Raw genomic sequence first — 23,949 nt, 5'->3', positions numbered from 1 at the left:
CAGGAAAACATATATGCACGGCCCGGACAAGCAGACGGTATGGCCCAGTCGGCGGATAAAACCGAACAGTTAATCGAGCAAACCGGCGAAAAGATCGGAAAGGGGAAATTCCCGTTCCAGATATACAGCGACGACGCCATCTACGAGGAGGAGCTGCGGCGGTTGTTCAGTCGCACGTGGAACTACATCGGCCACACCTCCGAATTCCAGGAGCCGGGGGACTACGCCCGCCGGTACATCGCGGGTGACCCGTACATCCTGACCTACGACCGTGACGGGGAGTACCACGCGCTGCTCGACGCCTGCAAACACCGGGGCGCCCAGTTCTGCACCGCTGACAAGGGAAACACCACCCACTTCCGGTGCCCCTACCACGGCTGGACCTACCGGAACGACGGCGAGCTCCAGGGGATGCCCTACAAGGAGGAGTCATACCAGGACCTGGACCCCGACGAGATCAGACTCGAGAAGGCGACCGTCGAACGCTACAACGGACTCATCTTCGGCCGGCTGGTCGACGAGGGCCCCTCCCTGGAGGAGTATCTCGGGGACTTCACCTGGTATCTCGACCTGCTCGTCGACCTCACCGAGGAGGGGATGACGGTCGTGGCCGACCCGCACCGCTCGGTCGCGCCCCACAACTGGAAGACCCCCGCACAGAACTTCGGCGGCGACAACTACCACGTCCTCGCGACCCACCAGGCGGTCTTCGAGTCCGAAGACCTGGGGGAAGCCGGTCCCTGGGAGACCCTCCCCTCGGCACAGGAGCGGAAAGGCGACTACAATCACCTCGCCGTGACCGAAAACGCCTCGCTGAGCTTTCTGGTCAACTACGACACGGACACCCACATGGGATATCCCGACGAGGTCACCGACCACTACAACTCCGACCTGACCGGCAAACAGCGCGAGCTGTTCAGCCAGTCGGTCTACTTCTTCTCGACGCTGTACCCCAACACCAACATCAACCACGCCATCTCGGGCGGCGGCTGGGGCGGTCCCTGGGTCCAGATCCGGACGTTCGTCCCCCGCGGCCCGAGCGAGACGGAGATCATGAGCTGGTGGCTCGTCCCCAAGGAGCTGGCCGACGACGAGGAGTTCATGGAGCGAGCCTACCACGGATTCGAGACGACGAGTCCTGGCGGGACGTTCGAGGCCGACGACCTGTCGGTCTGGGCCGGGATCGCAGACTCCACCGACTCGGTCACCCTGGAACTCAACGAGACGGTCGGCAACATGGAGCAGGGCCTGAAGGGGATGAGCGACGACCTCGAGACGGTTGATGACCCGCTGTTCGGGCCGGCAGAGGTCCAGCGCTTCGGCGGCTACTACAGCGAAGCCGGCGCCCGAAACCACCTGAAACACTGGCACAGGTACATGTCCATGGGGCGGCCCGAGCTGGATGGGAGCGAAACCGATGAGTGAGAGCGAACCCGTCGACACCGAGACGACGGTTTCGCCAGCCCTCCAACACGAGGTCGAACAGCTACTCTACACCGAAGCGGAGTTGCTTGACAGCTTCCGGCTGGAGGAGTGGCTGGAGTTGCTCACCGAGGACATCAGGATCACTGCGCCGATCCGGCGACACACACACCCGGGGACCGACCAGCCGGAGTTCAGCGAGGACGGCTACTACCTCTACAACGAGTACGACATCCTGAGAGAGCGGGTGACCCGGCTTGGCAAGGAGTACGCCTGGGCGGAGAACCCGCGCTCGCGTGTGCGTCACGTCATCGGTAACGTCCGCGTGACGGAGGTCGAGGGCGAGGAGTACACCGTCCTCAACAACCAGCAGGTCTACCGGAGTTACGGCGACGCCACCGATAGCGAGACGCTCTCCGCACAGCGGGAGACCACCCTCAGACGGGTCGGCGACGACCTCAAGATCGCCGACCGCGTGGTGTACTTCGACGACAGCGTGATCGACCTGAAGAATCTCACCATCGTGTTACTCTGACCATGCCGCCGAGACACACGCCCGGGTCCGCCCGGGTTCACGCGATAGCACTCGGGGACGGCAGCCGGACGGTAATCGCGACGAAGCTCGTCTCGATGGGGGAGTTGCTCTTGCTCGAACACGGTGAGGACCAGCTCCGGCTCGACGCCATGTTGCTGGAGGGAGTTTCCTGGCAGGAGGACGCCAGCGACCTCGCCGAGTTCGTCGAGGAACCCGGCCCAGTGCTGGCCGACGAAGCCAGCTCCTATCGCGGGCGGCCGGTCGAACCGGCCGAGGGGTTCACGGTCGCCAACGAGTACACGACGGTCCAGGTAGGGACGGTCGGGACCGGAGACACGGAGGCATTCCAGATCGCTTCGGAGAAGGGCGTCTCGGTGCTCGGGCTCCCGACGCTGGCAGCGCTGACGACGGTCGACGACACGGCCGCGCTGTCCCGGTGGTTCCGGACGCCGACCGGCCCCGAACAGCCGCTGTAATCCCGTTGCGGTTGGGACGTGTCCGGGCCACGGACCCGACCGGAGGGACCACCCCACAACCGGCCACATGTCCGCACTTCCCAACCAATTCTTGCCAAACGTGCAGGAATCCACAGAGTTATGCGAGAGCGTTACTTCGACACGCACGACAAGCCTCATGGGCTACCGAATCGGGACCGATATCGGCGGCACGTGTACAGATTCGACAGTCATGGACGAATCGGGCCGTGTAACCATCGGGAAGGACCTGACGACCTACCCCGACTTCTCGCAGGGCATCTTCGACTCCCTGTCCGACGCCACCGGGAACATGGAGGTCGGTCTCGAGGAACTGCTCGGGGACACCGACCTGTTTCTCCACGCGACGTCTGTCGGGGAGAACGCCCTGTTCGAGCGCGAGGGAGCCGAAACCGGGTTGCTGACGACCGCGGGCTTCGAGGAGACGCTGCACGCTACCCGCGGGGGGTACGGCCGGTGGTCCGGGCTCCCGTTCGAGCAGGTCAAAGACATCATCAACTCGGACAAGCCGGACCCGCTGATCCCGCGCACGCGGGTCGAGGGGCTCTCCGAGCGGGCCTACCGCGACCAGGTCGTCGAGGAACTCGACGACCAGGAGGTGCTGGAGGCCGTCGACGGACTCGTCGAGGACGGAGTCGAGTCCGTCGCGACGTGTCTGCTCTGGTCGTTTCGCTCGCCGGCACACGAACGGCGGGTGAAAGACCTGCTCGCCGAGCACTATCCCGACCTGTACGTCTCGGTGTCAAGCGACGTCTCGCCGACGATGGGCGAGTACGAGCGCACGTCGACGACAGTGCTCAACGCCTATCTGGGGCCGACGGCGGAGGAGTATCTCACGAACCTGCAGACGACGCTCACGGAGTACGGCTTCGACGGGCTCCTGCTGTTGATGTTCTCTCACGGCGGGCTCGTGACTCGACAGGACGCCATCGAGCGACCGGTCGGGCTGATGGAGTCGGGACCCGTCGGCGGCCTGCTGGGCAGCCAGTTCGTCGCCAACAGGCGCGGGGTCGACAACATCATCTCGACGGACATGGGCGGGACGACGTTCAAGGTCGGCGTCATCGATGACAACCGGATCGAGTACGCCGACGAGCCGATGGTGGGCCGCCACCACTACCAGTTCCCGAAACGGGACATCCACTCCATCGCCGTCGCGGGCGGGAGCATCATCTCGCTGGAGGAGGGGACGAACGTCCCGCAGGTCGGCCCGGAGAGTGCCGGCTCGGACCCCGGGCCGGCCTGTTACGGCCGGGGGGGCGACCGGCCGACGGTAACCGACGTGGACCTCGTCCAGGGGTATTTCGCGCCGGAGTACTTCCTGGGCGGGGGCAAGGAGATGGACGCCGACCGGGCGTACGAGGTCTTCGACGAGCAGGTCGCAGGCCCGCTGGGCAAGTCCACCGAGGAAGCTGCTGCGGACATCTACAAGCTGATCAACTCGATCATCGCGGACCTGCTGCGTGAGACCACCGTCGAGAAGGGCATCGACCCCCGGAAGTTCACGCTGGTCGCCATCGGCGGTGCCGCGGGGATGCACGCGGCCTCCTACGCCCGCGAGCTGGATATTCCGGAGGTACTGGTGCCCCACACGGCGTCGGTCAACAGCGCGCTTGGCCTGCTCTCGACGGACGTGACCCACGAGCACCTGGACGTCAAGGGGATGGAACCGCCCTTCGGCGTCGACGAGGTCAACGAGGTGTTCGGCGACCTCTCGGCGACGGCGCGGGAGAAGCTCGCATCCGAGGGGTTCGACGCGGAGGAGATCCGCCTGGAGCGCTCTATCAGCATGCGCTACCAGCGCCAGGTCCACGAACTCCTGACGCCCGTCGAGGCGGCGGGCCAGCTCACGCAGGCCGACATCGACGCGACGGTCGACCGGTTCGAGGAGCTGTACGAGCAGCGGTACGGCGAGGGGTCGGCGTTCAAGGAGGGCGGCATCGAGATGACCGAATTCCGCGTCCGCGGCGTCGGGCCGCTGACGACGCCTGACCTGAAGGAACACCCGGTCAGCGAGTCGAACCCGACCCGCGCCCGCCTGGGGAGCAAGGAGATGCACTTCGAGGCGGCGGGCGGGCGGGTCGATGCGAGCCTGTACGATTTCGAGGAGCTGACGCCCGGCGACGAGATAACGGAGCCAGGGGTCATCCTCACGCCGGTGACGACCATCGTCGTCAACCCCGGCGACGTGGCGCGGATGGACCGGTACAAGAACATCCGGATCGGTATCGAGGAGGGCAACGATGAGTGACACTGAACCGACCGACGACATCGACCTGAGCGTGGAGGGGCTGGACCCGGTCACCTTCCAGATCATCAAACACCGGCTGGTGCGGGTCACCGACGAGGCCGTCGAGGCGCTCAAGCGCGTCTCCGGCGCCCCGAACACCAACGAGGGCCACGACCTGATGGTCGCGCTGTACACCAAAGACGGCTCGCTGCTGACCGGCGGGGTGGGATTTCTGCACCACTACCTGGGTGCCTCGGAGGCGACCAAACACATCATCGACCGCTTCGAGGGCGACATCGAGGAGGGCGACATGTTCATCCTCAACGACCCGTACACGGCGGCGCTACACCCGCCGGACGTCTACATCATCTGTCCGATCTTCTACGAGGGCGAACTCCAGGCGTTCTCGGCGAGTTTCGTCCACGTGGCCGACATCGGCGCCGTCGACCCTGGAGGGTTCTCGCCGAACGCGACGACCATCTTCCACGAGGGGTTCCAGACGCCGGGGATGAAGCTGATCGAAGGTGGAGAGATGCGCGACGACGTTCTGGAGACGATCCTGAACATGAGCCGTGACCCGGGGATGGTCGAACTCGACCTCCGCTCGGAGATCGCCGCCAACAACGTCGCCAAGGACCGCCTCCAGGGGCTGATGGACGAGTACTCCCCGGAGACCGTCGAGTACGTCGGCGAACAGCTCATCGAGCAGTCCGAGAAGAAACTCCGCAAGCGGCTGCGGGAACTCCCGGACGGCCGGTGGGAGGAACGCCAGTACCTCGATTCGGCCAGCGAGGACCGTTCGTTTACCGTCCAGCTCGCCCTCGAGAAGGAGGGCGACTCGCTGCGGTTCGATTTCGCCGGCACCGACGAACAGAGCGAGGTGGGGTTCAACTGCACGGAGATCGGGACGGTTGGTGGCGTCATCGCGCCCCTGTTGCCGCTGCTCTGTCACGACATGACCTGGAACGACGGGATCTTCCGTGCCATCGACGTGGACGCCCCGAAGGGGACGATCGTCAACGCCGAGCGACCGGCACCGATCTCCATCGCGACGATCGGAACACTCCAGATGTGTAACTCGCTGTCGACGCTCGCGGTCTCGAAGTTACTCGGCGCCAGCGAGGCCTACGCCGACCGCGCGACCGGCGTCTGGCACGGCGCCCACTGTCACATCGCCTTGGAGATCGACCACGGGGACGGCACGCAGGTCGAGGCGCTGACCGACACCTTCGCCGGCGCCGGCGGCGCGCGGGCCTTCGACGACGGCGTCGACCTCGGCGGCGAGGTGGTCAACATCGTCGCGCGGTGGGGCAACGCCGAGCGCCACGAGGCGGTGCTCCCGCTGCTGTACCTCTACCGCCGGTTCGTCGCGGACTCCGGCGGTGCCGGCGAACACCGCGGCGGGCTCGGCCACGAGTTCGCCGTCACACCCGCTGCCGAGGAGGACTTCGAGAAGCTCGACGTCGTGACCATGGGACGGGGGATCGACCTCCCCCACTCGACGGGAGTCTTCGGCGGCTACCCGGGTGCGAACGTCGACTACGCCACCTACCGGGACGCCGACCTCTCCGGGGACGGCCCCTTCCCGCCGACCGAGGAGTCACTGCCGGAGCCCGAACACGTCCGCTGGGGGGTCGACACCCTCGGGGACGACGACGCGTTCCACGTCCGGCTGCCCGGCAGCGGCGGGTACGGCGACCCGCTGGACCGGGAGCCCGAGTCGGTCGCCGAGGACGTCGCAGAAGGGAAGGTCGCCCCGGAGACGGCCCGGGAGGTCTACTGCGTTCCCGTCGACGACGAGGGCACCATCACCGGGTCGGCCCAGCAGGCCCGCGAGGACCGCTACCGCGAGCGCCTCGAGGCGGCGGACCTGCCGGCGGAGGCGGACGCCGCCGCTGCTGCTCCCGAGGACACCGAGTCCACCCCCTACCGGCTGGGCGCGAACGTAGCCGTCGAGGTCGACGGCGAGGACGTCCCCTACGCCGCGTGTGAGGGCTGTGGTATCCCCGTCGGTCGCGCGGACGACCACTGGAAGGGCGAGGTGGCCGTCGCCGAGGAGTCGCTCTCGGCGGCGGGCACGGCGACCGGCGGTTCCGCGGAGTACTGCCTCCGGAAGTTCCTCTGCCCGGAGTGTGGGACGCTGCTCGACACCGAGGTGGCAAAGCGGGAGGACCCGGCGCTGGTCAGCCGGCTCTCGCTGTAGACACCGGCGCTGTTCAGCGTTCGCCTTCGGCGATCCCCGAGGCCTCCACGATGCGCTCCGCGGCCGCCGTCGCCCGTGCGTGGAGGTCGGGATAGGCCTCTGTGACGCCGGTGGGGACCCCGCCCTCGACGACGACCTCCCCGTCACAGAGGACCGTTTCGACCTCCGAACCCAGCGTCTGGTAGACGACCGCGTTGACGGCATCCGGGACGGGGGTGAGGTGTGGCAGGTCGAGGTCGAGCACGACCACGTCGGCCCGCTTGCCGGCCTCCAGCGAGCCGAGTTCCTCGCCTTTCCGCATCGACCGGGCGGCCTCGATGGTGACCATATCGAGGGCCGCCTCCGCCGGGAGGACGCCGGGGTCGGTGTGGTGGCCCTTGTGAGCCATCGCAGCCAGCCGGAGGTCGGCCAGCGGGTTGACAGTGTCGCTGAGGATGGCGTTGTCCGTCCCGAGCCCGACGGTGACACCGTGGCTGCGCATCGCCCCCACCGGGGCGAAGCCGTTGCCAAGCGCCATGTTCGAGGCGATGTTGTGTGCCACCCGGGTGTCAGTCTCCCCGAGCAGGCGGACATCCCGCTCGTCGATGTGGACACAGTGAGCGAGGAGGGCGTGTTCGCCCAGCGAACCGACGTTCCGCAGGTGTTCGACCGGCGACAGCCACCCCTCGGCCTGTCCGGGAGCCTCCGCGGTGTGGATAGTGGTCATCACGTCGCGGGCGGCGGCAAAGCGGTAGGCCTCCCGGAGCCCCTCGTCGGTCATCCCCTCGATGACGACCGGCGCGACCCAGATTTCGTGGCGGCCGTCGGCGCTTCCGTGGTAGTCGTCGTGCAGCCGTGCGAGCTCCTCGAGCCAGTCCTCGAGCGGTTCGACGTACCGCTCCTGGTCGGGGTGTTCGACCGAGGGGTCGCGCCCGGCGACGCGGTCGACTAGCCCCTGGAAGTCGTCGTCCACCGGCAGGTCACGGATCCCACGGGCGTAGATGCTCCGGAGCCCGGCCGCTTCGTAGGCATCGAACTTCGCGGTCATCGCGTCGGTCTCGCCGAGCAGCATTTCGGCGTCGTTCTCGACGAAGGTGGTGACGCCGGCCGAGAGCGCCTCCGCGCAGTACAGCGCCGCGGCGAGTTCGTGCTCCTCGGCGGTCATCCGTGCGATCCCGGGCTGTTTGACGTTGAACAGCCAGTCGTACAGCCCCCGGTCGGTGCCACAGCTGCCCCGGAGCAGGATGTCCGAGACGTGGGTGTGAGGGTTCACCAGCCCCGGGATGACGGCCGTGCCCGAGGCGTCGAGCCGCCGGTCGGGGTCGTACCGGTCGTTCAGGTCGGCGGTCGTCCCGACGGCGATGATCCGGTCGCCCTCGATGGCCACGGCGCCGTCGCGAATGACCTCCCGGTCGGCGTTTTGCGTTACCACTGTGCCGCCCTCGATGAGGAGCTCTGGCATCGCCCCCAGTTTGCCGCTTCCGGGCATAAACCTGCCGCCGGGCGCGGTGGACGCGCGATACGGACCGGCCGCTCGTGGGCGTTCGGACCGCAAACAGGTGAGTCGACCGCGCCGGTCGCCTCAGTTGTTCGCCTGGATCCCGTCGACGTACTCCGACGCCGTCGAGACGCGCTCGTAGGCCGACATGTCGCTGTACTGGGTCCCCTCGAAAATGTCCGACCCGGTCAGGTCGTTGTTCTCGAGCTGGCTGACCGCCTCGTCCATCGCGTCCGCCACGTCCGAGGGGACCCCCGAGCCGTAGTCGTCCAGGGTGACACCGCCCTCGGCGAAGCCGAAGTAGTTGCCCCGGAAGCCCTCGACGTTGAACCGGTCGAGGTCGCCCGCGGACCCCTCGCGGGCGGCCTCGGCTGTCTGCCGGTAGAACGGCGTCCAATCCCACATCCTGCTCGTGATGTACTTGTCGTAGGCGATGTCGGTGTCGACGAAGGAGTCGGCGTAGCCGTAACTCCAGACGTCGTTTTCCGCAGCGACCTCCATCGTCGTCGGAGTACTCACCCGGTACCCGAGCACGTCGGCGCCCTCGTCGACCAGCGCCTCTGCGGCCTGTCGCTCGGCGGCCGGGTCGTACCAGGTGTCGGTAAACCGGACGATGATCGTCGCGTCCTCGTTGACGCTTCTGACCCCCTGCATGAGCGCGTTGAGCTCCGTGACCGTACTCGCGATCGAGAAGGGCATCACGTAGCCGAGCACGTCCGATTCGGTCAACATTCCGGCACCCACACCCGTCGCGTAGCAGGCGTCCTCGAGCTGGCCGAGGTAGTAGCCGAGCTGCGCTCCCTCGTACCCCTCGACGGGAACCATCCGGGGCGTCTCGATGTAGATGTCGTCGTACTCCTGGACGACCGCTGCCGCCGGGGTTCCGTAGTCGAACGTCGCGGCCTCGACCACGTCGACACCCTCCTCGGCGAGTGTTTCGAAGGTCGACTCCGCCTCCGACGGCGCGACGTCCTCGACGACCTGGGTCTCGTACCAGTCCAGCTCGTCGACGAGCGACTGCCGGACGACCTCGTGGGTGTGGACCCAGCCGAGGTCCGAGATCGGCTCGTTGTACACGTAGGCCGCGGTGACTGTGTCGTCACCGGACCCACCACCGCCACCGCCGCCGCCATCGGTGGACCCACCATCGCCGGAATCGTCACCGCCGGTACAGCCTGCGAGTCCGGCTGTGATAGCTACACTTGCTGCTCCCGCTTTCCTGAGTATCGAGCGTCGTGACTCCATTCGTTCCGTCTATCAGTGATGGGTCACCCCTTTTAAATTTTGTGCGTAATTATTGCCGATTGGCGAACCTGACGCGCAAATAACCCCGGTACTGTCTACCCGATTGCGTTATTGAACGAGTGATCGTCCACCCGTCACCCGAACGATGACAGGGCCTCGAAAGGTACATGTGTCCGTCAGCCGGTGGGTCGTGTATGCCCACCTTCACGGCGAGTCTCGCCAATCACGCCGACCCGGGTTACGTGGCCGAGGCCGCCAGACGGATCGACGGTGACCTCGGCTACGACAACCTCCTCGTCGGCGACGAACGGCTGAACCACAACACCTACTCGCTACTGACGCTTGCGGCCCGCAACTCGACAGACCTCGGTCTGGGGCCGGGCGTCACCAACCCGTACACGCGCCACCCCGCGATGACCGCGGCGGCGGTCGCCACGCTCGACCGGGTTTCGGACGGCCGGGCGTGGCTCGGCTTTGGCGGCGGCTCCGGAATTGCCCTGGACCCCCTGGGGTACGACCAGGAAGACCCGGTCGGAACCCTCAGCGACGCCATCGAGGCCACCAACCGGCTTCTGGACGGCGAGACCGTTCACGTGGACCGGCCGGAGTTCGCGCTGGACGGCGCCGACCTCGACGTCGCTCCAGTCTCGGAGGTGCCGGTCTACGTCGCCGGCCGGGGCCCGGGGATGCTCGGTCTCGGCGGCTTCCGCGGCGACGGCGTGCTCGCGGGGGCGGGGCTGGCAAGCGTCCAGGGAATGGCTTACGCCAGAGAGAACGTCGCAGCGGGCGCCGAGAAGGCCGGGCGCTCGATGGAGGAGGTCGACCTGGTCTGCTGGGCGTTTCTCTCGGTCGCCGACGACCGCGAGGTAGCCCTCGACGGGGTCAACCCGCTCGTCGGACGGATCGTCGACAAGACGCCCCTGCCCGCGCTGGAGGCCATCGGGATCGACGCCGACCTCGCCGAGCGGGTCAAGGCCATCGACGACATCCCGGACTGCTCGCCGCGTGAACTCCGCGAAGCGATCCCCCGCCCGGTCACCGAACAGTTCGCCATCGCCGGTACCCCCGACGAGTGCCGGGCTCACGTCGCCAGACTTCGGGAGTCGGGAGTCGACCACTTCGGGCTGCTCGCCTTCGAGAACGAGGAGCGCGGCGAGCTCGACAGTCTCGAGCTGTTCTCCGAGGGCGTCATCGACGAACTGGACGCCTGAGTCGTCCGGGGAGCATGGGACCGGCACCTCGAATATCCCACTCTCCCTGACGTCCTCAGCTACTTCCCGTCCGTGTCTGCGTCGGCTGCTGCGTTCTTGACGCTCTCGACGATCTTCGTGTACCCCGTACACCGGCAGATGTTTCCGGAGATCCGTTCCCGGATCTCGTTGACGCCGGGGTCGTCGTTCTCTTCGAGTAGCGAGACGGCGTTGAGCACCATCCCCGGAGTGCAGTAGCCACACTGCAGCCCGTGGGTGTCCCAGAAGGACTGCTGGACGGGGTGGAGACTCCCGTCGTCGTCGGCCAGCCCCTCGACCGTCGTGAGCTCCTTCCCGTCGGCCCGGACGGCGAGCACGTTGCACGATTTCACCGGGTCGCCGTCGAGCAACACGGTACAGGCGCCACAGCGCGTGCTCTCACAGCCCCGGTGGACGCTGGTCAGAAACTCCCCCTCGCGGAGAAACGTCGAGAGTAGCGTCCCGGCCTCGACAGTCCGGGTCACCTCGCTCCCGTTCAGCGTGAGGCTGACCGAGACCTCCGATTCGGGGACAGGCGGCTCGTCCGCACTGGCCATCGTCACTCCGCCCCCCGCGCCCGCTCGACGGCGGTGTCGAGGGCGTCCTTGGCCATCGTCGCCGCCAGTTCGGACTTGAATTCCGTCGACCCTTCGAAGTCCGCCTCGGGCTCGGCGTTCTCGCCGAGCGTCCGCGCGGCCACAGTCCGAGAGTCGTCGGTCGGTTCCTCGCCGACCAGCCCCGCGGCCGCCCCGGGCATCGGCGTTGGACCGCCCTCGAGCGCGCCGGTGACCAGACGGGCGTCGGAGACGGTCCCCTCCTCGAGTTCGACCAGCGCGCCGACCGCGGCGACCGGGTACGACCCCTCGGCCGGCGTCCACTTCTCGTATGCAGCGCCCGTCCCATCGCCGAGAATCGGGAACCGGAGTTCCCGGACCAGTTCGTCGGGCCGGAGCGCGGTCTCGCGGGGGGCCTCGTAGAACTCCCGTCCGCTGACGACGCGCTCGCCGCCGGTGCCGACCACCACGACGTCGGCGTCGAACAGGGTGAGGACTGTCGGTGGGTCGCCGGCCGGTTCCGCCTGGGCGACCGCGCCACAGAAGGTGCCGCGGTTGCGCACCTGGACGTCGCCGATCGACCCCGCCGCGTCTGCGAGTGTCGGGTTCGCCTCGGCGACCAGCTCGGAGTGTTCGATATCGGCGTGTCTGACCAGACAGCCGAACCGAAGTTGGTCCCCATCGCGTTCGATGTAGGACTGGTTCTCGATCCCGTTGATGTCGACGACGACGTCGAAGGATGCGGCGTGCTGGCGGACCTCCTGGACGAGGCTCTGTCCACCGGAGAGGACTGCGGCCTCGTCGCCGTGTTCCGCAAGCAGCGAGCACGCACCCTCCACTGTCGCCGGAGCGGCGTGTTTCAGGCTAGGCATCGGACATCCGTTTCTCGTTCCGGGGGTACCTATATTTGACCCTCCCGCACTGGCTCGTCCCGACCGATTCCGGCGTAAGCGTTGCCGAGAATGCAAACGTTGCCAGCAAGCCCTCTCAGGACACGCGTCTGGCGAAGGCCGGAGCCGGGGGGTAGCGGGGACAGCCGGGTGGCCGGCGGAGCCACCCCAACCACTATGCCGGCGACGGACACAGAAAGCCCATGCAGCTCCGAGCGCCGACAGAGCGCGAGGTCAGGGAGCTGGGCGAACAGCTTCACCTCGACCTCACCGACGCGGAGGTCACGGCCTTTCGCGAGCGCATCGCCGACGGCCTGAGCGCCTACCAGACGGTCCGCGAGCACGCCGGGAGCCCCCGGCCATCGCCGGACCGCGAAGTCACGGGCGGCCGCCGGGTCGCCTACGAGGACCCGTACAACGCCTGGGTTACGCGGTGTGAGGTCCAGACGGCGGAGACTGGCCCGCTCGCGGGGTGGGACATCGCGGTGAAGGACAATGTCGCCGTCGCGGGCGTCGAGATGACCTGCGGGTCGCAGGTACTGGAGGGCTACGTCCCTGCAAGCGACGCGACGGTGGTCACGCGCCTGCTCGCGGCCGGCGGTCGGGTGGTCGGCAAGACCAACATGGACGACATGGCCTTCACCGGCAACGGCCACTCCAGCGCGTTCGGGCCGACGCTGAACCCGCACGACCCCGAGTATCTCTCCGGCGGGTCAAGCGGCGGCAGCGCCATCGCCGTCGCCGAGGGGGAGGCGGACCTCGGGGTCGGCGCCGACCAGGGCGGGAGCATCCGCGTCCCGGCCGCCTGGTGTGGCGTGGTCGGACACAAACCCACCCACGGGCTGGTGCCGTACACGGGGATCGCCGGCATCGAGAACACCATCGACCACGTCGGTCCTCTCACTCGAGACGTCGAGACGACCGGCCGAGCGCTATCGGTGATGGCCGGCAAGGACCCCCGGGATCCCCGCCAGCCCGACGAAGTGCCCGTATCACAGTACACCCGCCTGGACGGCGAGGCCGATGGCCTGACCGTCGGCGTGCTGGAGGAGGGGTTCACCCGTCCGGAGGCCGAGGCCCCCGTCAACGAGCGGGTCCGTGAGGGACTGGACGCCCTCGAGGCAGCCGGCGCGACGGTCGAGCCGGTCTCGCTGCCGCTCCACGACGACGCTGCCGACATCTACACGGTCGCGCTCGCGGAGGGGACCGTCGCGGCGTTCCGCGGCGAGGGGGTCGGCCACAACTGGCAGGGCTGGTACAACACCGACTGGGTCGAGACCTTCGGGAAGTTCCGGCGCGCACAGGGCGGTGACTTCCCGCCCAGCTACAAGTACAATCTCCTGCTCGGGGCCTACACCGCCGACCAGTACCACTCGGCGTACTACGCCAGGGCGATGAACCTCCGCACGGAGTTGACGGCCGCGTACGACGACCTGCTCGCGGAGGTCGACGTGCTCGCCATGCCGACGACGCCACAGCTCCCCAACAAGTACGTCCCGGACCAGGACATCCACGCCTTCCTCGACGACGCCTGGGGCTGTCTCGCCAACACCTGCCCGTTCAACGCCACCGGCCACCCCGCCCTTTCGGTGCCAGTCGAGCCGGGCGACGGGCTGCCGGTGGGTGTGATGTTCGTCGGGGAGCACTTCGCGGACAGGCGTGTGCTCGAGGCGGGCAAGGCGCTCGAGGGGATGCGCTGAGACTGGAGCGGCGCTGTCACCTCAGTCGCGTTCGCTACTCCCGCGACCGCTTGCAGTTTGCCGCGGCGGCCGTCCCCATCCCGACGCCGTGTGCCTCGCCGATGGCGTTGGCAGCAAGGATGTCGACGACCGACCGGACGGCCATCCGCGGGGTCACGCCGGCGGGGTCGAGCTGTGGCGAGGTCTCCACGACGTCGACGGCGTCGACCCCCTCGCTGGCGACCACGCCCAGGATCTGGAGTAGCTCCCGCGTGTAGAGCCCGCCGTTGGTGGGGACGCCGGTCCCCGGCGCCGCGCCGGCGTCCAGCACGTCGATGTCAAGGGTGAGGTAGACGGCGTCGCTCCCGGCGTTTGCTCGCGCGGTCGCTTCCCGAGCGACCGTGGCCGCGCCCCGCCGGGCGACCTCGTCCAGCGAGTAGAGGTTCATCCCCTGCTCGAGTGCGACCTCGAGTTCCTCGCGCGGGTTGGTCGGGGCGCTCAGCCCGATGATGCTGATCTTCTCGGGGTCGAACCCGCCTTCGTCGACGGCCCGGGCAATAGGGCAGCAGTGGTTGTACCGCTCGCCCGCGACCGCCTCGGCGGTGTCGAAGTGCGTGTCGACGAGCACCAGCCCGGGGTCATCGGCGTGCTCTCCGAGCGCGCGCACGCCCGAGACCGTCGTGACGTGGTCGCCGCCGAGCATCACCGGCATCGCGCCGGCCTCCAGGACCCGTCCGAGAAGGTCGGCGCCGCGGTCGAGGCTGTCGGCGGCGTTGCCGGGGACGACCGGCACGTCGCCACAGTCCGCGACGGTGTAGTGGTCCCGGAGGTCGGTGTCGTACTCGAAGTGGTACATGCGGGTCTGGGCGCTGGCCTCGCGGACCGCCCGCGGGCCCATGTTCGCGCCCGTCCGGCTGATGCAGGTGCCGTCGAAGGGAAAGCCGACGACGCCGACGTCGACGCCGGCTTCGGCGAGCGCGCCGGGCTCGTAGGGGTCGACCTGCGTGGCGTTCAGAAACGACGCGACTCCGGTGTCCAGAAACGGGGTCTGGGGGCGCTTGGCCGTCATTCGACTCCGGATTCGGGTGGCACCGGCAAAAGTCTGTGCGCAGAGGTAACGCTTCGGAGTCTCGCCGTGACAGCACCGCTGGGAGGGTCACGGAGAGTCTCGGCTTCCGTTTCGTCCCGCGATATCGGCCCCGACGCAAGGATTTATCAACTGGTTGTTCTCAGGTAGGGGTGTGACTCATCTGCCCCCAACCCTCAGGCCACCCACGCGTGAGGACGTCCGCGACATCGCCGAACAGTACCACATGAACCTGAGCGAGGAGGAGGTCGAGGACTTCCGGGACCTCGCCGCCGAGAAGATGGGGTACTGCAAGCGGATCGACGAGCTCTCCGACCGGAGCATGGACCGTGTCCCCGCCCGCCGGGACCCCGGCTACCGGGCGACCGCCGAGGAAGACCCGAAGAACGCGGTGGTCACGGTCTGTCACGTCGAGTCCGAAGACGGCGGGCTGCTGGACGGCTACGAGGTCGGCGTCAAGGACAACGTCGCCGTCGCGGGCGTCGAGATGACCAACGGCTCGAAGGTTCTGGAGGGGTACCAGCCGGCCTACGACGCCGCGGTGGTCGAGCGACTCCTCGAAGAGGGCGCGACGGTCACCGCGAAGACGAACATGAGCGAGATGGCCGTCTCGGGCAGCGGGGAGATGTCGGCGTTCGGACCCGTGTTGAACCCCTTCGACGACGGCTACCTCTCGGGGGGGTCCTCGAGCGGGTCTGCGGTCGCCGTCGCGACCGACATGGTCGACGTGGCCATCGGTACCGACCAGGCCGGCTCGCTCCGGACGCCGGCCTCCTGGAGTGGCTGTGTCGGCTTCAAACCGACGCACGGGCTGGTCTCCTTTCGGGGCGTCGCCCCGCTGGGCCACTCCTTCGACCACGTCGGCCCCATGGCGGGGACGGTGCCGGACGCCGCACGAACCTTGCAGGCGATCGCGGGGAAAGACCCGAAAGACCCCCGCCAGGGCGAGGTCGAGGTCGGGGATTACCTCGGGGCGGTCGGCGAAGGGGTCGACGGGCTGCAGGTCGGCGTGGTGCGCGAGGCCTTCGAGTTCGAGGGCGGCGAGGAGGCAGTCAACGCCGGGGTCCGGGACGCCGTCGCCGAACTCGAGGCCCTCGGGGCGACCGCGGAGGAGGTCTCGATCCCGTGGCACGTCGACGGCTTCTTCGTCTGGCTCGCCGTCGAGAACGAGGAGACGGCGGTCATGTGGGACGCCGACGGCACCGGCTACTTCGCGGACGGCCACTACGACACCGACCTCGCGGCGGCCTTCGGCAAGGCCCGCCGGGCCCAGGCCGAGGAGTTCGCGCCGACGGCGAAGCTGAAGTGCATCCTGGGACAGTACCTCAAACAGGAGTACTACGGCCGGTACCACGGGAAGGCGTCGAACCTCCGTCCGAAGCTACGGGACGCGTACGACGACAAGCTAGAGACGTTCGACGTGCTGGCGATGCCGACCACACCGATGACCGCGTTCGAGCTCGAGGAGGACATCGGCCGCAAGGAGGCGGTCAACCGGGCCCAGGGAAAGAAAGGGCGGACCCGGAACACGATGCCGTTCGACATGACCGGTCACCCCGCCATCTCGGTGCCCTGTGGCAGAAACGAGACGGGGTTGCCGGTCGGGCTGATGCTCGTGGGGAGTCACTTCGACGAGGAGGTCGTCCTCGCCGCAGCCGACGCGTTCGAGCGCGAGACCGACTGGGTCGAGCGGCGGTACTGATGCCGGCGTCAGTCGGTCTCGCGGTCGGTGTGGGCAAGAATCGCGGTGGGCCGCTCCAGTCCCCACCGACAGGGGATGACACGCGCAAGTATTATTCCGGTCCGGCCGGACCACACGGTCGTAGGACAATGCAGCAGTCACCCTGGGGTCCGCCTGCGACCCAGCCAGTGGTGGTACCGTGAGCAAACAGCAGTCCCGCCCGGCCGGGGTGTCGGACGCCGAGGAGCGTGAGGCCGGGGAGCGCGACGGGGAGTGGGTCGGCGAGCGCGCCAACAGCTACGACGGCAGGCGCTTTGTCACTGGCCACGGGGAGTACGTCGACGACATCGCAACCCAGGACATGCTCCACGCGTACTTCGTGCGCAGCGAGCACGCGAGCGCCCGGCTCGTCGACATCGATACGGCCGCCGCCGAGGCCCATCCCGGCGTCGAACTCGTCTGGACGCACGCGGACATCGCGGAGTACGTCGACGAGCCGTACGGCTACATGCTCGACGACGAGGTGGTGCTCGCCGACGAGCGGGTGGTCTACGCCGGCCAGGAAGTGGCGGTCGTCCTCGCCGACGCCCGGGAGACGGCACGCGAAGCCGCGGATCTGGTCGAAGTCGAGTACGCGCCCGTGGACGCGGTCACGTCGGTCGACGAGGCTCTCGCGGAGGGTGCGCCGGTCGTCCACCCGGACCTGAACGCCGACCCGGAGGCCGACACCGACGGGAACGTGGCCTGGACCGGCCGGGTCGTCGCCGGCGACCACGAGGACCCGATGGCCGACGCCGACGTCGTCGTCGAGGGGAGTTTCGAGACCAACCGGACGACGCCCGCTCCGCTCGAGCCACACGGCTGTATCGCCGAGTACAACCCCGGCAGCGGGAAACTCGAGCTCACCTCCTCGACGCAGATGCCCCACCTCCTCTCGGTCGAACTCGCGCAGGTGATCGAGGGGCTCGACCAGGGCGACATCGTCTGCAGACTCCCCGACGTCGGCGGTGGCTTCGGTATCAAGCTCGACCCGTACCCCTTCGAGGTCTGCGCGGCGCTGCTCTCGATGGCAACCGAGCGGCCGGTCAAACACGTCCTCGACCGCCGCGAGGAGTTCCAGGCCGGCCGCGGCCGCGCCTCCGAACAGCTGTCGGGGCGGCTCGGCGTCACCGAGGACGGTGACATCGTCGGCATCGACGTCGACCTCGTCCAGGACACCGGTGCGTGTGCCGCATACGGCGTCGCCGTCGCGTACTCCTCGACGAACTGCGGACAGGGGCCGTACAAAATCCCGAACCAGAACTGGGACGCGACGGTCGTCTACACGAACCTGATGCCGACGACCGCGGTGCGTGGCTTCGGCGACCCGCAGGTAACCTTCATGCGCGAGCAGCTGGTCGAGATGGCCGCCGAGGAACTCGGCATGGACGCCGTCGAACTCCGGCTCCGGAACACCCCGCGACAGGAGGAGATGCCGATGCGCTCGGCGGCGGGCCACATCTGGCGCAACGCGGACATGGTCACGTGTCTCGAGCGGACCCGGGAGATGATCAACTGGGACGAGCACCGCGGCGGGACGCGGACCCGGGACGGCAAGCTCCGCGGCGTCGGGATGGGAACCATCATGAAACGCGGCGGGAACAAAAGCGCCTCCGGCGGCGACTTCGACGAGGCCGTGGTGAAGATGAATCGGAATGGCGACGTGACGGTGCTGACGGCCGTCGCCAGTATCGGCCAGGGCACCGAGACCGGGATCAACCAACTGGTCGCCGACACGCTCGGTGTCCCCCTGGAGCGAGTCGACGCCGTCCGTGGCGACACCGACGCCACCCCAGAGGGCCTGGGCGTTTGGGCCGACCGCGGGACGATCATCGGCGGGAGCGCCGCCGCCCGGGCCGCCGAAGACCTCGCGGAGACCCTGAAAGCGGTGGCTGGGCACCTGCTCGGGACCGATCCAGGGGACATCGAACTCAGCGAGGGAGCGGCCGTCGACACCACCGACCCGGAGACGAGCATGCCCATCGAGGAGCTGGCGAACGTCGCCATGCTCGGCAACCCGGAGACGCTCGGCCCTGAAGAGGAGCGGCCGGAGCCACTTCAGGGAGGCATCTCGCTTGTCGGCCGCGGCAAGTACCAGAGCCAGGAGGTCGAGTTCGTCGACCCGGACACCGGCCGGGGAAACGTCGCTCACAGCTACACGTTCGGCGCGCTGGCCGTCCTCGTCGACGTCGACCCCAGAACCGGCGACGTCGACGTCGTCGACGTGGCGATCTGCGAGGACATCGGGAACGCGATCAACCCCAAGCTCATCGAGGGGCAGGTCCAGGGTGCCATCGCTCAGGGGCTCGGGGAGACGCTGTACGAGGAGTACGCCTACGACGAGGACGGGGCCCTGTTGAACGGTTCGATGGCGAACTACCACCTCCCGTCGGCGCTCGACGTGCCCATGATCACGAACATCGAGGAACTCGAAAACCCCGACCCGACAACCTCTCACGGGCAGAAGGGTGTCGGCGAGTGCCCGCTCGTTCCGACGAGCGCCGCCGTGGCCAACGCGGTCTGTGACGCCACTGGGGTCCGGTTTCACGACCTGCCGCTGGCGGCACATCGGGTTCTGCCCGAACTCGCCGAGGAAGGGTTGCGGGAACTCTGAGGCGGGACCGGCCGTCTCTTACCTGGGCTTATTTGTGACTCTGCCCAGCTGAGCCAGCGGGCCCCCGGGCCGCTCCGGCGGGACAGACGCTGTGCGCGGCCGGGCACCGGCACCTGGCTGCCCGAGACAGGACTGTACTCGTTCGGATCCGGGGCCAGGTAGTCGATATCTGATCAATAATTTTGTGAAAGAGATGCAGAGTATGTTGACAAAAGCCGTAGTTATTTATGATCTGCCAGCTTGGTTTCGCCATGGCGAAATCGCTGTCCCACGCAGAGCGACTGATCGAACAGACGGGCGCCGACTTGGAGAACGGGGAGTTCCCGCTGAAGATCCTCAACGACGAGTCGGTATACCACGAGGAGCTCCGGCGGGTCTTCACGCGTTCGTGGAACTACCTCGGGCACACGTCGGAGTTCGCAGAGCCGGGGGACTACGTGCGGCGACACATCGGCGAGGACCCCTACATCCTGACACTCGACGAGACCGGCGAGTTACACGCGTTTCTCGACAGCTGTCAGCACCGGGGCGCCCAGTTCTGCACGGCCGACAAGGGAAACACCTCACACTTCCGGTGTCCGTACCACGGCTGGACGTACAAGAACAACGGGGAGCTCCAGGGGATGCCACACATGGGGGAGTCCTACCAGGCCCTGGACACCGACGACGTCAGCCTGGAGGAGGCGTATCTGGACACCTACAAGGGACTTATTTTCGGCCGTATCGTCGACGAGGGTCCCCCGCTCGAGGAATCGTTGGGGGACCTCACCTACTACCTCGACGTGATGTTCGACATCACGGAGGAGGGGATGACCGTCGTCACCGACGCTCACCGGTGGGAGTCCGACCACGACTGGAAGACCTCCGCCGACAACTTCGCCGGCGACAACTACCACGTGCTGACGACACACCAGGCGGGGTTCGAGGCCGAGAACATCGACCGGGGTCCCTGGGAAGAACTGCCACCGATGGAAGAGCGGAAAGGGAAGTACAACCACCTCGCGGTCGCGGAAGACGAGGAGGGGAACTACGCCGGGTCACTGAGCCTGATGGTCAGCTACGACACCGACACGCTGATGGGGTACCCGGAGAAGCTCCGGGACCACTTCAACCCGGAGTTGAGCGAGGAGCAGATCGAACTGTTCAGCCAGTCGCTGTACTACTTCGGGACGATCTTCCCGAACACGACGATCATCCACGCGGTCCAGGCCGGCGGCTGGGGCGGGCCGTGGGCCTGTATCCGGAAGTGGCAACCCAGGGGTCCGGGCGAGACCGAGGTCATCAGCTGGTGGCTGGTGCCCAAGGAGCTGGAGGACGACGAGGAGTTCATGGAGCGGTCCTACCGCGGCTGGGAGAGCCTCAGCCCGGGCGGGGCCTTCGAATCCGACGACCTGTCCATCTGGAACGGGATCTCCGAGTCGAGCAAGTCGGTCACACTGGAGACACGGAAGACATCCGGGAACATGCAACAGGGCATGGAGGGGATGAGCGACGGGCTGGAGGACCCCGAGGACCCGATGTTCGGGCCGGCCGAGGTCACGGAGTACGGCGGCTACTACGACGAGCGCCACTCCCGGGGGCTCCTCCGGGCCTGGTACAGGCAGATGTCCAAGGGACGACCGCAGCCGAACGGGGATGGAAACGATGAATGAGATGACCCCCCCGTCCGCCGGCGGGGTCTCGCCGGAGACACAACGGGAGGTCGAGCAGTTTCTGTACTACGAGGCGGACCTGCTCGACCGGTTCGCCCTTGAGGAGTGGTTCGGGCTCCTCACGGAGGATTTCAGCATTCGCGCTCCGATCCGGAGCTACACGCATCCGGGGACGGAGCACCCGGAGTTCAGCGAGGATGGCTACTACATCAAGAACGGGCACACGATGGTCCGGGAACGAGTCACCCGATTGAAAAAGGAGTACGCGTGGGCGGAAAACCCGCGGTCCCGGGTCCGCCACGTCCTGGGGAACGTCTACGTCACCGAGACCGAGGAGGGGTACGACGTCATAAATAACCAGCACGTCTACCGGAGCAAGGGCGACACGGCGGACAACGATACCATCTCGGCACAGCGGGAGACGACGCTCCGTGACACCGACGACGGGTTCCGCATCGCCGACCGGACGGTGTATCTCGACGACAGCATCGTCAGCACCGACAACATCACCCTCCCGCTCCTGTAACGATGAGCGATGACATCGCGACGGGCGCGGCGGAGCGGGTCTACCTGATGGAACTGGCAGGCACTGGCCCTCCAGTGACGTTACACAAGCTCATCTCGAAAGGGGAACGGCTCGAGATAGCAACCGGCGACGAGGCCATCAAGCTCGACGCCCTCCTGCTGGAGAGTATCGCCTGGCAGCGAACTGGCGACCGACTGAGCGAACTCGTCGACACCCCCGAGGCAGTGCTGACGGACCCGGTCTCCGCGTACGAAATCGACGCGGACCACGATGGCACCGTCACCCGGATCGCGAGCGAATACTCCGGCGTCGGTGTCTCGAAAGTTGAGACAGAGAACGGGCCCGGCGTGTGTTTCGTCGCCCCGGAGCGTGGAGTGGGGACGGTCCTCGGTCCACAGACGCTGCGGGAAGTTGTGAAAATCGACGACACCTTCGACTTCTCGAAGTGGTTCCGTACCCCCTTCGGTCCGGAGGATACACCGACAGAGGGTGCAATCTGAGGGCAGTAGCGACGACCCCGCTACCGGCCCGCGGTCTTCGAGTCAGGTGAACTCGTAGGAGCCGATCGTCCGTTGCTCAGCAGTTCGCCGATGGCCCACATCCGAACGGCACACTCTGGGAGAGTGCCGGCGTGTTCTGTGTCTGTCCAAACCCTTTTCTTACGACTGCGCGACGCTTCGACCGTGCCACAGTTTCACTCCAGCCCGGCGGCACCCCCCGAAGAGCAGGCGTACTCCCACGGCGTCGAGGCCAACGGCTTCCTGTTCACCGCGGGCCAGGTCCCGATGACTCCCGACGGCGACCTGGTCGAGGGAAGCGTGGCGGAGAAGACCCACCGAATCATGCGAAATCTCGAAGCGATCCTCGCGGAGGCCGACCGTGGGTTCGACGACGTCGTGAAGACGACAGCCTACTTCACCGATGTAGAGGACTTCGGGGAGATGGACGAAGCTTACGCCGAGTACTTCGAGGAGGAGTATCCGGCACGCGACGTCATCGAGGTGGAGGCACTCCCGGCCGGCGCGACTATCGAACTCGTCATGGTCGTCGAAACCGGCGAATGATGTTCCGACCCGAATCCGTGTAGTTTTTACTTCATGTGCTTAGAACAAAACGCATGTACTGGTTTATCAGACAGATTAGTCTGTTTGTACAGCCGTCACGGTCGTCCGGAACCAGCCTCGAGGCGTCCGCAGAGGGAAGATAGATGGATCTGAAGGACGGAACCGCTGACTGGAGTCTGTCCGGACCGGCAGTCCTTCGGCGGATGGCCGAGGCGCTGGACGCGGGCACGCCCGCAGCCGTTGCGACCGTCGTTGCCGTCGAGGGGAACGCCTACCGGCGTCCCGGGGCGAAGATGCTGTTGACCGGGGACGGGACTGCCGGGAGTGTCACTGCGGGCTGTCTCGAGTCGGAGGTCGAGGACATCGCAGCTGCCGTCCGGAAGTCGGGGCAATCCCGGGTGGAGCGGTTCGACCTCACTGACGACGAGCAGTGGGGACTGGGACTCGGGTGTAACGGTGTCATCGACCTCCTGGTAGAGCCACTCGACGACCGGTTTGGACCACTCCTGGATGGGTACCGGGCCGGCGACGACGGCCTCGCGGTGACGGCCGTCGGGAGCGATGCCCCGGCGGTGTCGGTCGGCGAGCGAGGATATGCCCCCGACGGTGACCTCGCGGCGGTCGAGAACGTCCCGGACTGGCTGTGTGACGCCGTCGGCCAGCAAGGACGGGAGGTTCTCGACCACGGACGCGCCAGGACGGTTACGGTTTCGGCCCCCGGGGGTGGCGACTGTCGGGTCTTCCTCGACCCAGTGTTGACCCCGCCGTCGCTCTACATATTCGGGAGCGGGATCGACATCCGCCCCGTCACCGAGCTCGCCACCCGGGCAGGGTTCAGCGTCACGGTCGTCCCGTTCCGTGGCGGCCGGGCAACCGAAGAGGCGTTCCCGCGGGCCGACCGTGTCGTGTCAGCGTCCGCACCCCGGCTGGACGAGTCACTGGCGTTCGATACAGACACCTACGCGGTAGTGATGAGCCACAACGCCGTGGACGACAGGCTCGCGGTAGAAGCGCTCCTGGAAACGCCCGTGCCGTACATCGGGTTGATGGGGCCTGAGGACCGGTTTCGTGAGATTATCGACGCGCTCGCGACGGAGGGGCGTACGCTGACCGACGCCGAGCTCGAGCGGGTGTACACCCCGATCGGGCTGGATCTCGGGGGTGGCGAGCCGTACCAGATCGCGGTGAGTATCGTTTCGGAGGTGCTTGCCGTCCACAACGGCCGCGCTCCGGGTCACTTGCGGGACCGGGGAGCACCCATCCACGACCGGTCCGGGCCGACAGGATAATGTCGGAGTTGACGACCGAACCAGTCGAGCCGCCGTTCG

The 23,949-nt window shown here is 67.3% G+C and carries 19 protein-coding genes; 14 read left to right on the top strand and 5 right to left on the bottom strand.

Going from position 1 to position 23,949, the window contains the following annotated elements; all coding sequences use genetic code 11:
• Positions 1-39: 39 nt before the first annotated feature.
• The 5 genes from GN153_RS00160 to GN153_RS00140 all read left to right on the top strand — a co-directional run bounded on the left by GN153_RS00160 (position 40) and on the right by GN153_RS00140 (position 6,884).
• Positions 40-1,425, top strand: coding sequence for an aromatic ring-hydroxylating oxygenase subunit alpha (locus GN153_RS00160; protein WP_159898588.1), 1,386 nt, complete (start codon positions 40-42; stop codon positions 1,423-1,425).
• Positions 1,418-1,957: an aromatic-ring-hydroxylating dioxygenase subunit beta gene (locus tag GN153_RS00155; RefSeq protein ID WP_159898586.1), complete on the top strand. Its 540-nt coding sequence runs from the start codon at positions 1,418-1,420 to the stop codon at positions 1,955-1,957. The genes GN153_RS00160 and GN153_RS00155 overlap by 8 nt, the downstream gene beginning before the upstream one ends.
• Positions 1,958-1,959: 2 nt before the next feature.
• A complete protein-coding gene (locus GN153_RS00150; RefSeq protein WP_159898584.1) occupies positions 1,960-2,433 on the top strand; it encodes a hypothetical protein in 474 nt (157 codons plus the stop codon).
• A gap of 67 nt (positions 2,434-2,500) precedes the next feature.
• Positions 2,501-4,702: a hydantoinase/oxoprolinase family protein gene (locus tag GN153_RS00145; protein ID WP_368372782.1), complete on the top strand. Its 2,202-nt coding sequence runs from the start codon at positions 2,501-2,503 to the stop codon at positions 4,700-4,702.
• Positions 4,695-6,884, top strand: coding sequence for a hydantoinase B/oxoprolinase family protein (locus GN153_RS00140; protein ID WP_201287774.1), 2,190 nt, complete (start codon positions 4,695-4,697; stop codon positions 6,882-6,884). The genes GN153_RS00145 and GN153_RS00140 overlap by 8 nt, the downstream gene beginning before the upstream one ends.
• Positions 6,885-6,897: 13 nt before the next feature.
• Here GN153_RS00140 and GN153_RS00135 read toward each other — a convergent pair whose 3' ends face one another.
• Positions 6,898-8,325, bottom strand: a complete 1,428-nt coding sequence (locus GN153_RS00135) for an amidohydrolase family protein (RefSeq protein WP_159898580.1) — start codon at positions 8,323-8,325, stop codon at positions 6,898-6,900.
• A gap of 120 nt (positions 8,326-8,445) precedes the next feature.
• Entirely contained in the window at positions 8,446-9,606 is a 1,161-nt protein-coding gene (locus tag GN153_RS00130) for a BMP family ABC transporter substrate-binding protein (RefSeq protein ID WP_159898578.1), read from the bottom strand.
• Between the two features lie 194 nt (positions 9,607-9,800).
• On the opposite strand from GN153_RS00130, the gene GN153_RS00125 reads away from it, so the two are divergent.
• On the top strand, positions 9,801-10,817 hold the full coding sequence (locus GN153_RS00125) for an LLM class flavin-dependent oxidoreductase (RefSeq protein WP_159898576.1): 1,017 nt from the start codon (positions 9,801-9,803) through the stop codon (positions 10,815-10,817).
• Positions 10,818-10,876: 59 nt separating this feature from the next.
• Here GN153_RS00125 and GN153_RS00120 read toward each other — a convergent pair whose 3' ends face one another.
• Together GN153_RS00120 and GN153_RS00115 are read right to left on the bottom strand one after the other, a co-directional pair.
• On the bottom strand, positions 10,877-11,392 hold the full coding sequence (locus GN153_RS00120; protein ID WP_159898574.1) for a (2Fe-2S)-binding protein: 516 nt from the start codon (positions 11,390-11,392) through the stop codon (positions 10,877-10,879).
• A 2-nt stretch (positions 11,393-11,394) separates the two neighbouring features.
• Complete coding sequence (locus tag GN153_RS00115) at positions 11,395-12,261, bottom strand: FAD binding domain-containing protein (protein ID WP_159898572.1); 867 nt, start codon at positions 12,259-12,261, stop codon at positions 11,395-11,397.
• A 221-nt stretch (positions 12,262-12,482) separates the two neighbouring features.
• Between GN153_RS00115 and GN153_RS00110 the strand changes: the two genes are divergently transcribed.
• On the top strand, positions 12,483-13,979 hold the full coding sequence (locus tag GN153_RS00110; RefSeq protein WP_159898570.1) for an amidase: 1,497 nt from the start codon (positions 12,483-12,485) through the stop codon (positions 13,977-13,979).
• 34 nt (positions 13,980-14,013) lie between these two features.
• Here GN153_RS00110 and GN153_RS00105 read toward each other — a convergent pair whose 3' ends face one another.
• The gene (locus tag GN153_RS00105; RefSeq protein WP_159898568.1) at positions 14,014-15,027 is read right to left on the bottom strand and encodes an agmatinase family protein; all 1,014 of its coding nucleotides are present in this window, start codon (positions 15,025-15,027) and stop codon (positions 14,014-14,016) included.
• Positions 15,028-15,199: 172 nt separating this feature from the next.
• Here GN153_RS00105 and GN153_RS00100 point away from each other — a divergent pair, with 172 nt between their 5' ends.
• The 7 genes from GN153_RS00100 (at position 15,200) to GN153_RS00070 (ending at position 23,910) form a co-directional block, all read left to right on the top strand.
• Positions 15,200-16,747 carry an amidase gene (locus tag GN153_RS00100; RefSeq protein ID WP_159898566.1) on the top strand — a complete coding sequence of 516 codons (1,548 nt, stop codon included), beginning with the start codon at positions 15,200-15,202 and terminating at the stop codon, positions 16,745-16,747.
• 178 nt (positions 16,748-16,925) lie between these two features.
• Positions 16,926-19,379, top strand: coding sequence for a xanthine dehydrogenase family protein molybdopterin-binding subunit (locus tag GN153_RS00095; protein WP_159898564.1), 2,454 nt, complete (start codon positions 16,926-16,928; stop codon positions 19,377-19,379).
• Positions 19,380-19,630: 251 nt separating this feature from the next.
• Positions 19,631-21,031, top strand: coding sequence for an aromatic ring-hydroxylating oxygenase subunit alpha (locus GN153_RS00090; RefSeq protein WP_159898562.1), 1,401 nt, complete (start codon positions 19,631-19,633; stop codon positions 21,029-21,031).
• The gene (locus GN153_RS00085) at positions 21,024-21,557 is read left to right on the top strand and encodes an aromatic-ring-hydroxylating dioxygenase subunit beta (RefSeq protein WP_159898560.1); all 534 of its coding nucleotides are present in this window, start codon (positions 21,024-21,026) and stop codon (positions 21,555-21,557) included. Before GN153_RS00090 ends, GN153_RS00085 begins: the two co-directional genes overlap by 8 nt.
• A 2-nt stretch (positions 21,558-21,559) precedes the next feature.
• On the top strand, positions 21,560-22,057 hold the full coding sequence (locus GN153_RS00080) for a hypothetical protein (protein WP_159898558.1): 498 nt from the start codon (positions 21,560-21,562) through the stop codon (positions 22,055-22,057).
• Positions 22,058-22,240: 183 nt separating this feature from the next.
• The gene (locus GN153_RS00075; protein WP_159898556.1) at positions 22,241-22,621 is read left to right on the top strand and encodes a Rid family detoxifying hydrolase; all 381 of its coding nucleotides are present in this window, start codon (positions 22,241-22,243) and stop codon (positions 22,619-22,621) included.
• 143 nt (positions 22,622-22,764) lie between these two features.
• Entirely contained in the window at positions 22,765-23,910 is a 1,146-nt protein-coding gene (locus GN153_RS00070) for an XdhC family protein (RefSeq protein ID WP_159898554.1), read from the top strand.
• The last annotated feature ends 39 nt before the right edge of the window (positions 23,911-23,949 follow it).

Source organism: Salinirussus salinus, from assembly GCF_009831455.1.
Lineage (GTDB): Archaea > Halobacteriota > Halobacteria > Halobacteriales > Haloarculaceae > Salinirussus > Salinirussus salinus.
This window is presented reverse-complemented; position numbering and strand designations above follow the sequence as displayed.

Bases quoted from the DNA above. Each gene is read 5' to 3' on its own strand.
- GN153_RS00105 (WP_159898568.1), bottom strand. From the start codon at position 15,027: ATGACGGCCAAGCGCCCCCAGACCCCGTTTCTGGACACCGGAGTCGCG.
- GN153_RS00130 (WP_159898578.1), bottom strand. From the start codon at position 9,606: ATGGAGTCACGACGCTCGATACTCAGGAAAGCGGGAGCAGCAAGTGTA.
- GN153_RS00085 (WP_159898560.1), top strand. From the start codon at position 21,024: ATGAATGAGATGACCCCCCCGTCCGCCGGCGGGGTCTCGCCGGAGACA.
- GN153_RS00115 (WP_159898572.1), bottom strand. From the start codon at position 12,261: ATGCCTAGCCTGAAACACGCCGCTCCGGCGACAGTGGAGGGTGCGTGC.
- GN153_RS00110 (WP_159898570.1), top strand. From the start codon at position 12,483: ATGCAGCTCCGAGCGCCGACAGAGCGCGAGGTCAGGGAGCTGGGCGAA.
- GN153_RS00120 (WP_159898574.1), bottom strand. From the start codon at position 11,392: ATGGCCAGTGCGGACGAGCCGCCTGTCCCCGAATCGGAGGTCTCGGTC.
- GN153_RS00080 (WP_159898558.1), top strand. From the start codon at position 21,560: ATGAGCGATGACATCGCGACGGGCGCGGCGGAGCGGGTCTACCTGATG.
- GN153_RS00145 (WP_368372782.1), top strand. From the start codon at position 2,501: ATGTCCGCACTTCCCAACCAATTCTTGCCAAACGTGCAGGAATCCACA.
- GN153_RS00140 (WP_201287774.1), top strand. From the start codon at position 4,695: ATGAGTGACACTGAACCGACCGACGACATCGACCTGAGCGTGGAGGGG.
- GN153_RS00160 (WP_159898588.1), top strand. From the start codon at position 40: ATGGCCCAGTCGGCGGATAAAACCGAACAGTTAATCGAGCAAACCGGC.
- GN153_RS00135 (WP_159898580.1), bottom strand. From the start codon at position 8,325: ATGCCAGAGCTCCTCATCGAGGGCGGCACAGTGGTAACGCAAAACGCC.
- GN153_RS00150 (WP_159898584.1), top strand. From the start codon at position 1,960: ATGCCGCCGAGACACACGCCCGGGTCCGCCCGGGTTCACGCGATAGCA.
- GN153_RS00125 (WP_159898576.1), top strand. From the start codon at position 9,801: ATGCCCACCTTCACGGCGAGTCTCGCCAATCACGCCGACCCGGGTTAC.
- GN153_RS00090 (WP_159898562.1), top strand. From the start codon at position 19,631: ATGGCGAAATCGCTGTCCCACGCAGAGCGACTGATCGAACAGACGGGC.
- GN153_RS00070 (WP_159898554.1), top strand. From the start codon at position 22,765: ATGGATCTGAAGGACGGAACCGCTGACTGGAGTCTGTCCGGACCGGCA.
- GN153_RS00155 (WP_159898586.1), top strand. From the start codon at position 1,418: ATGAGTGAGAGCGAACCCGTCGACACCGAGACGACGGTTTCGCCAGCC.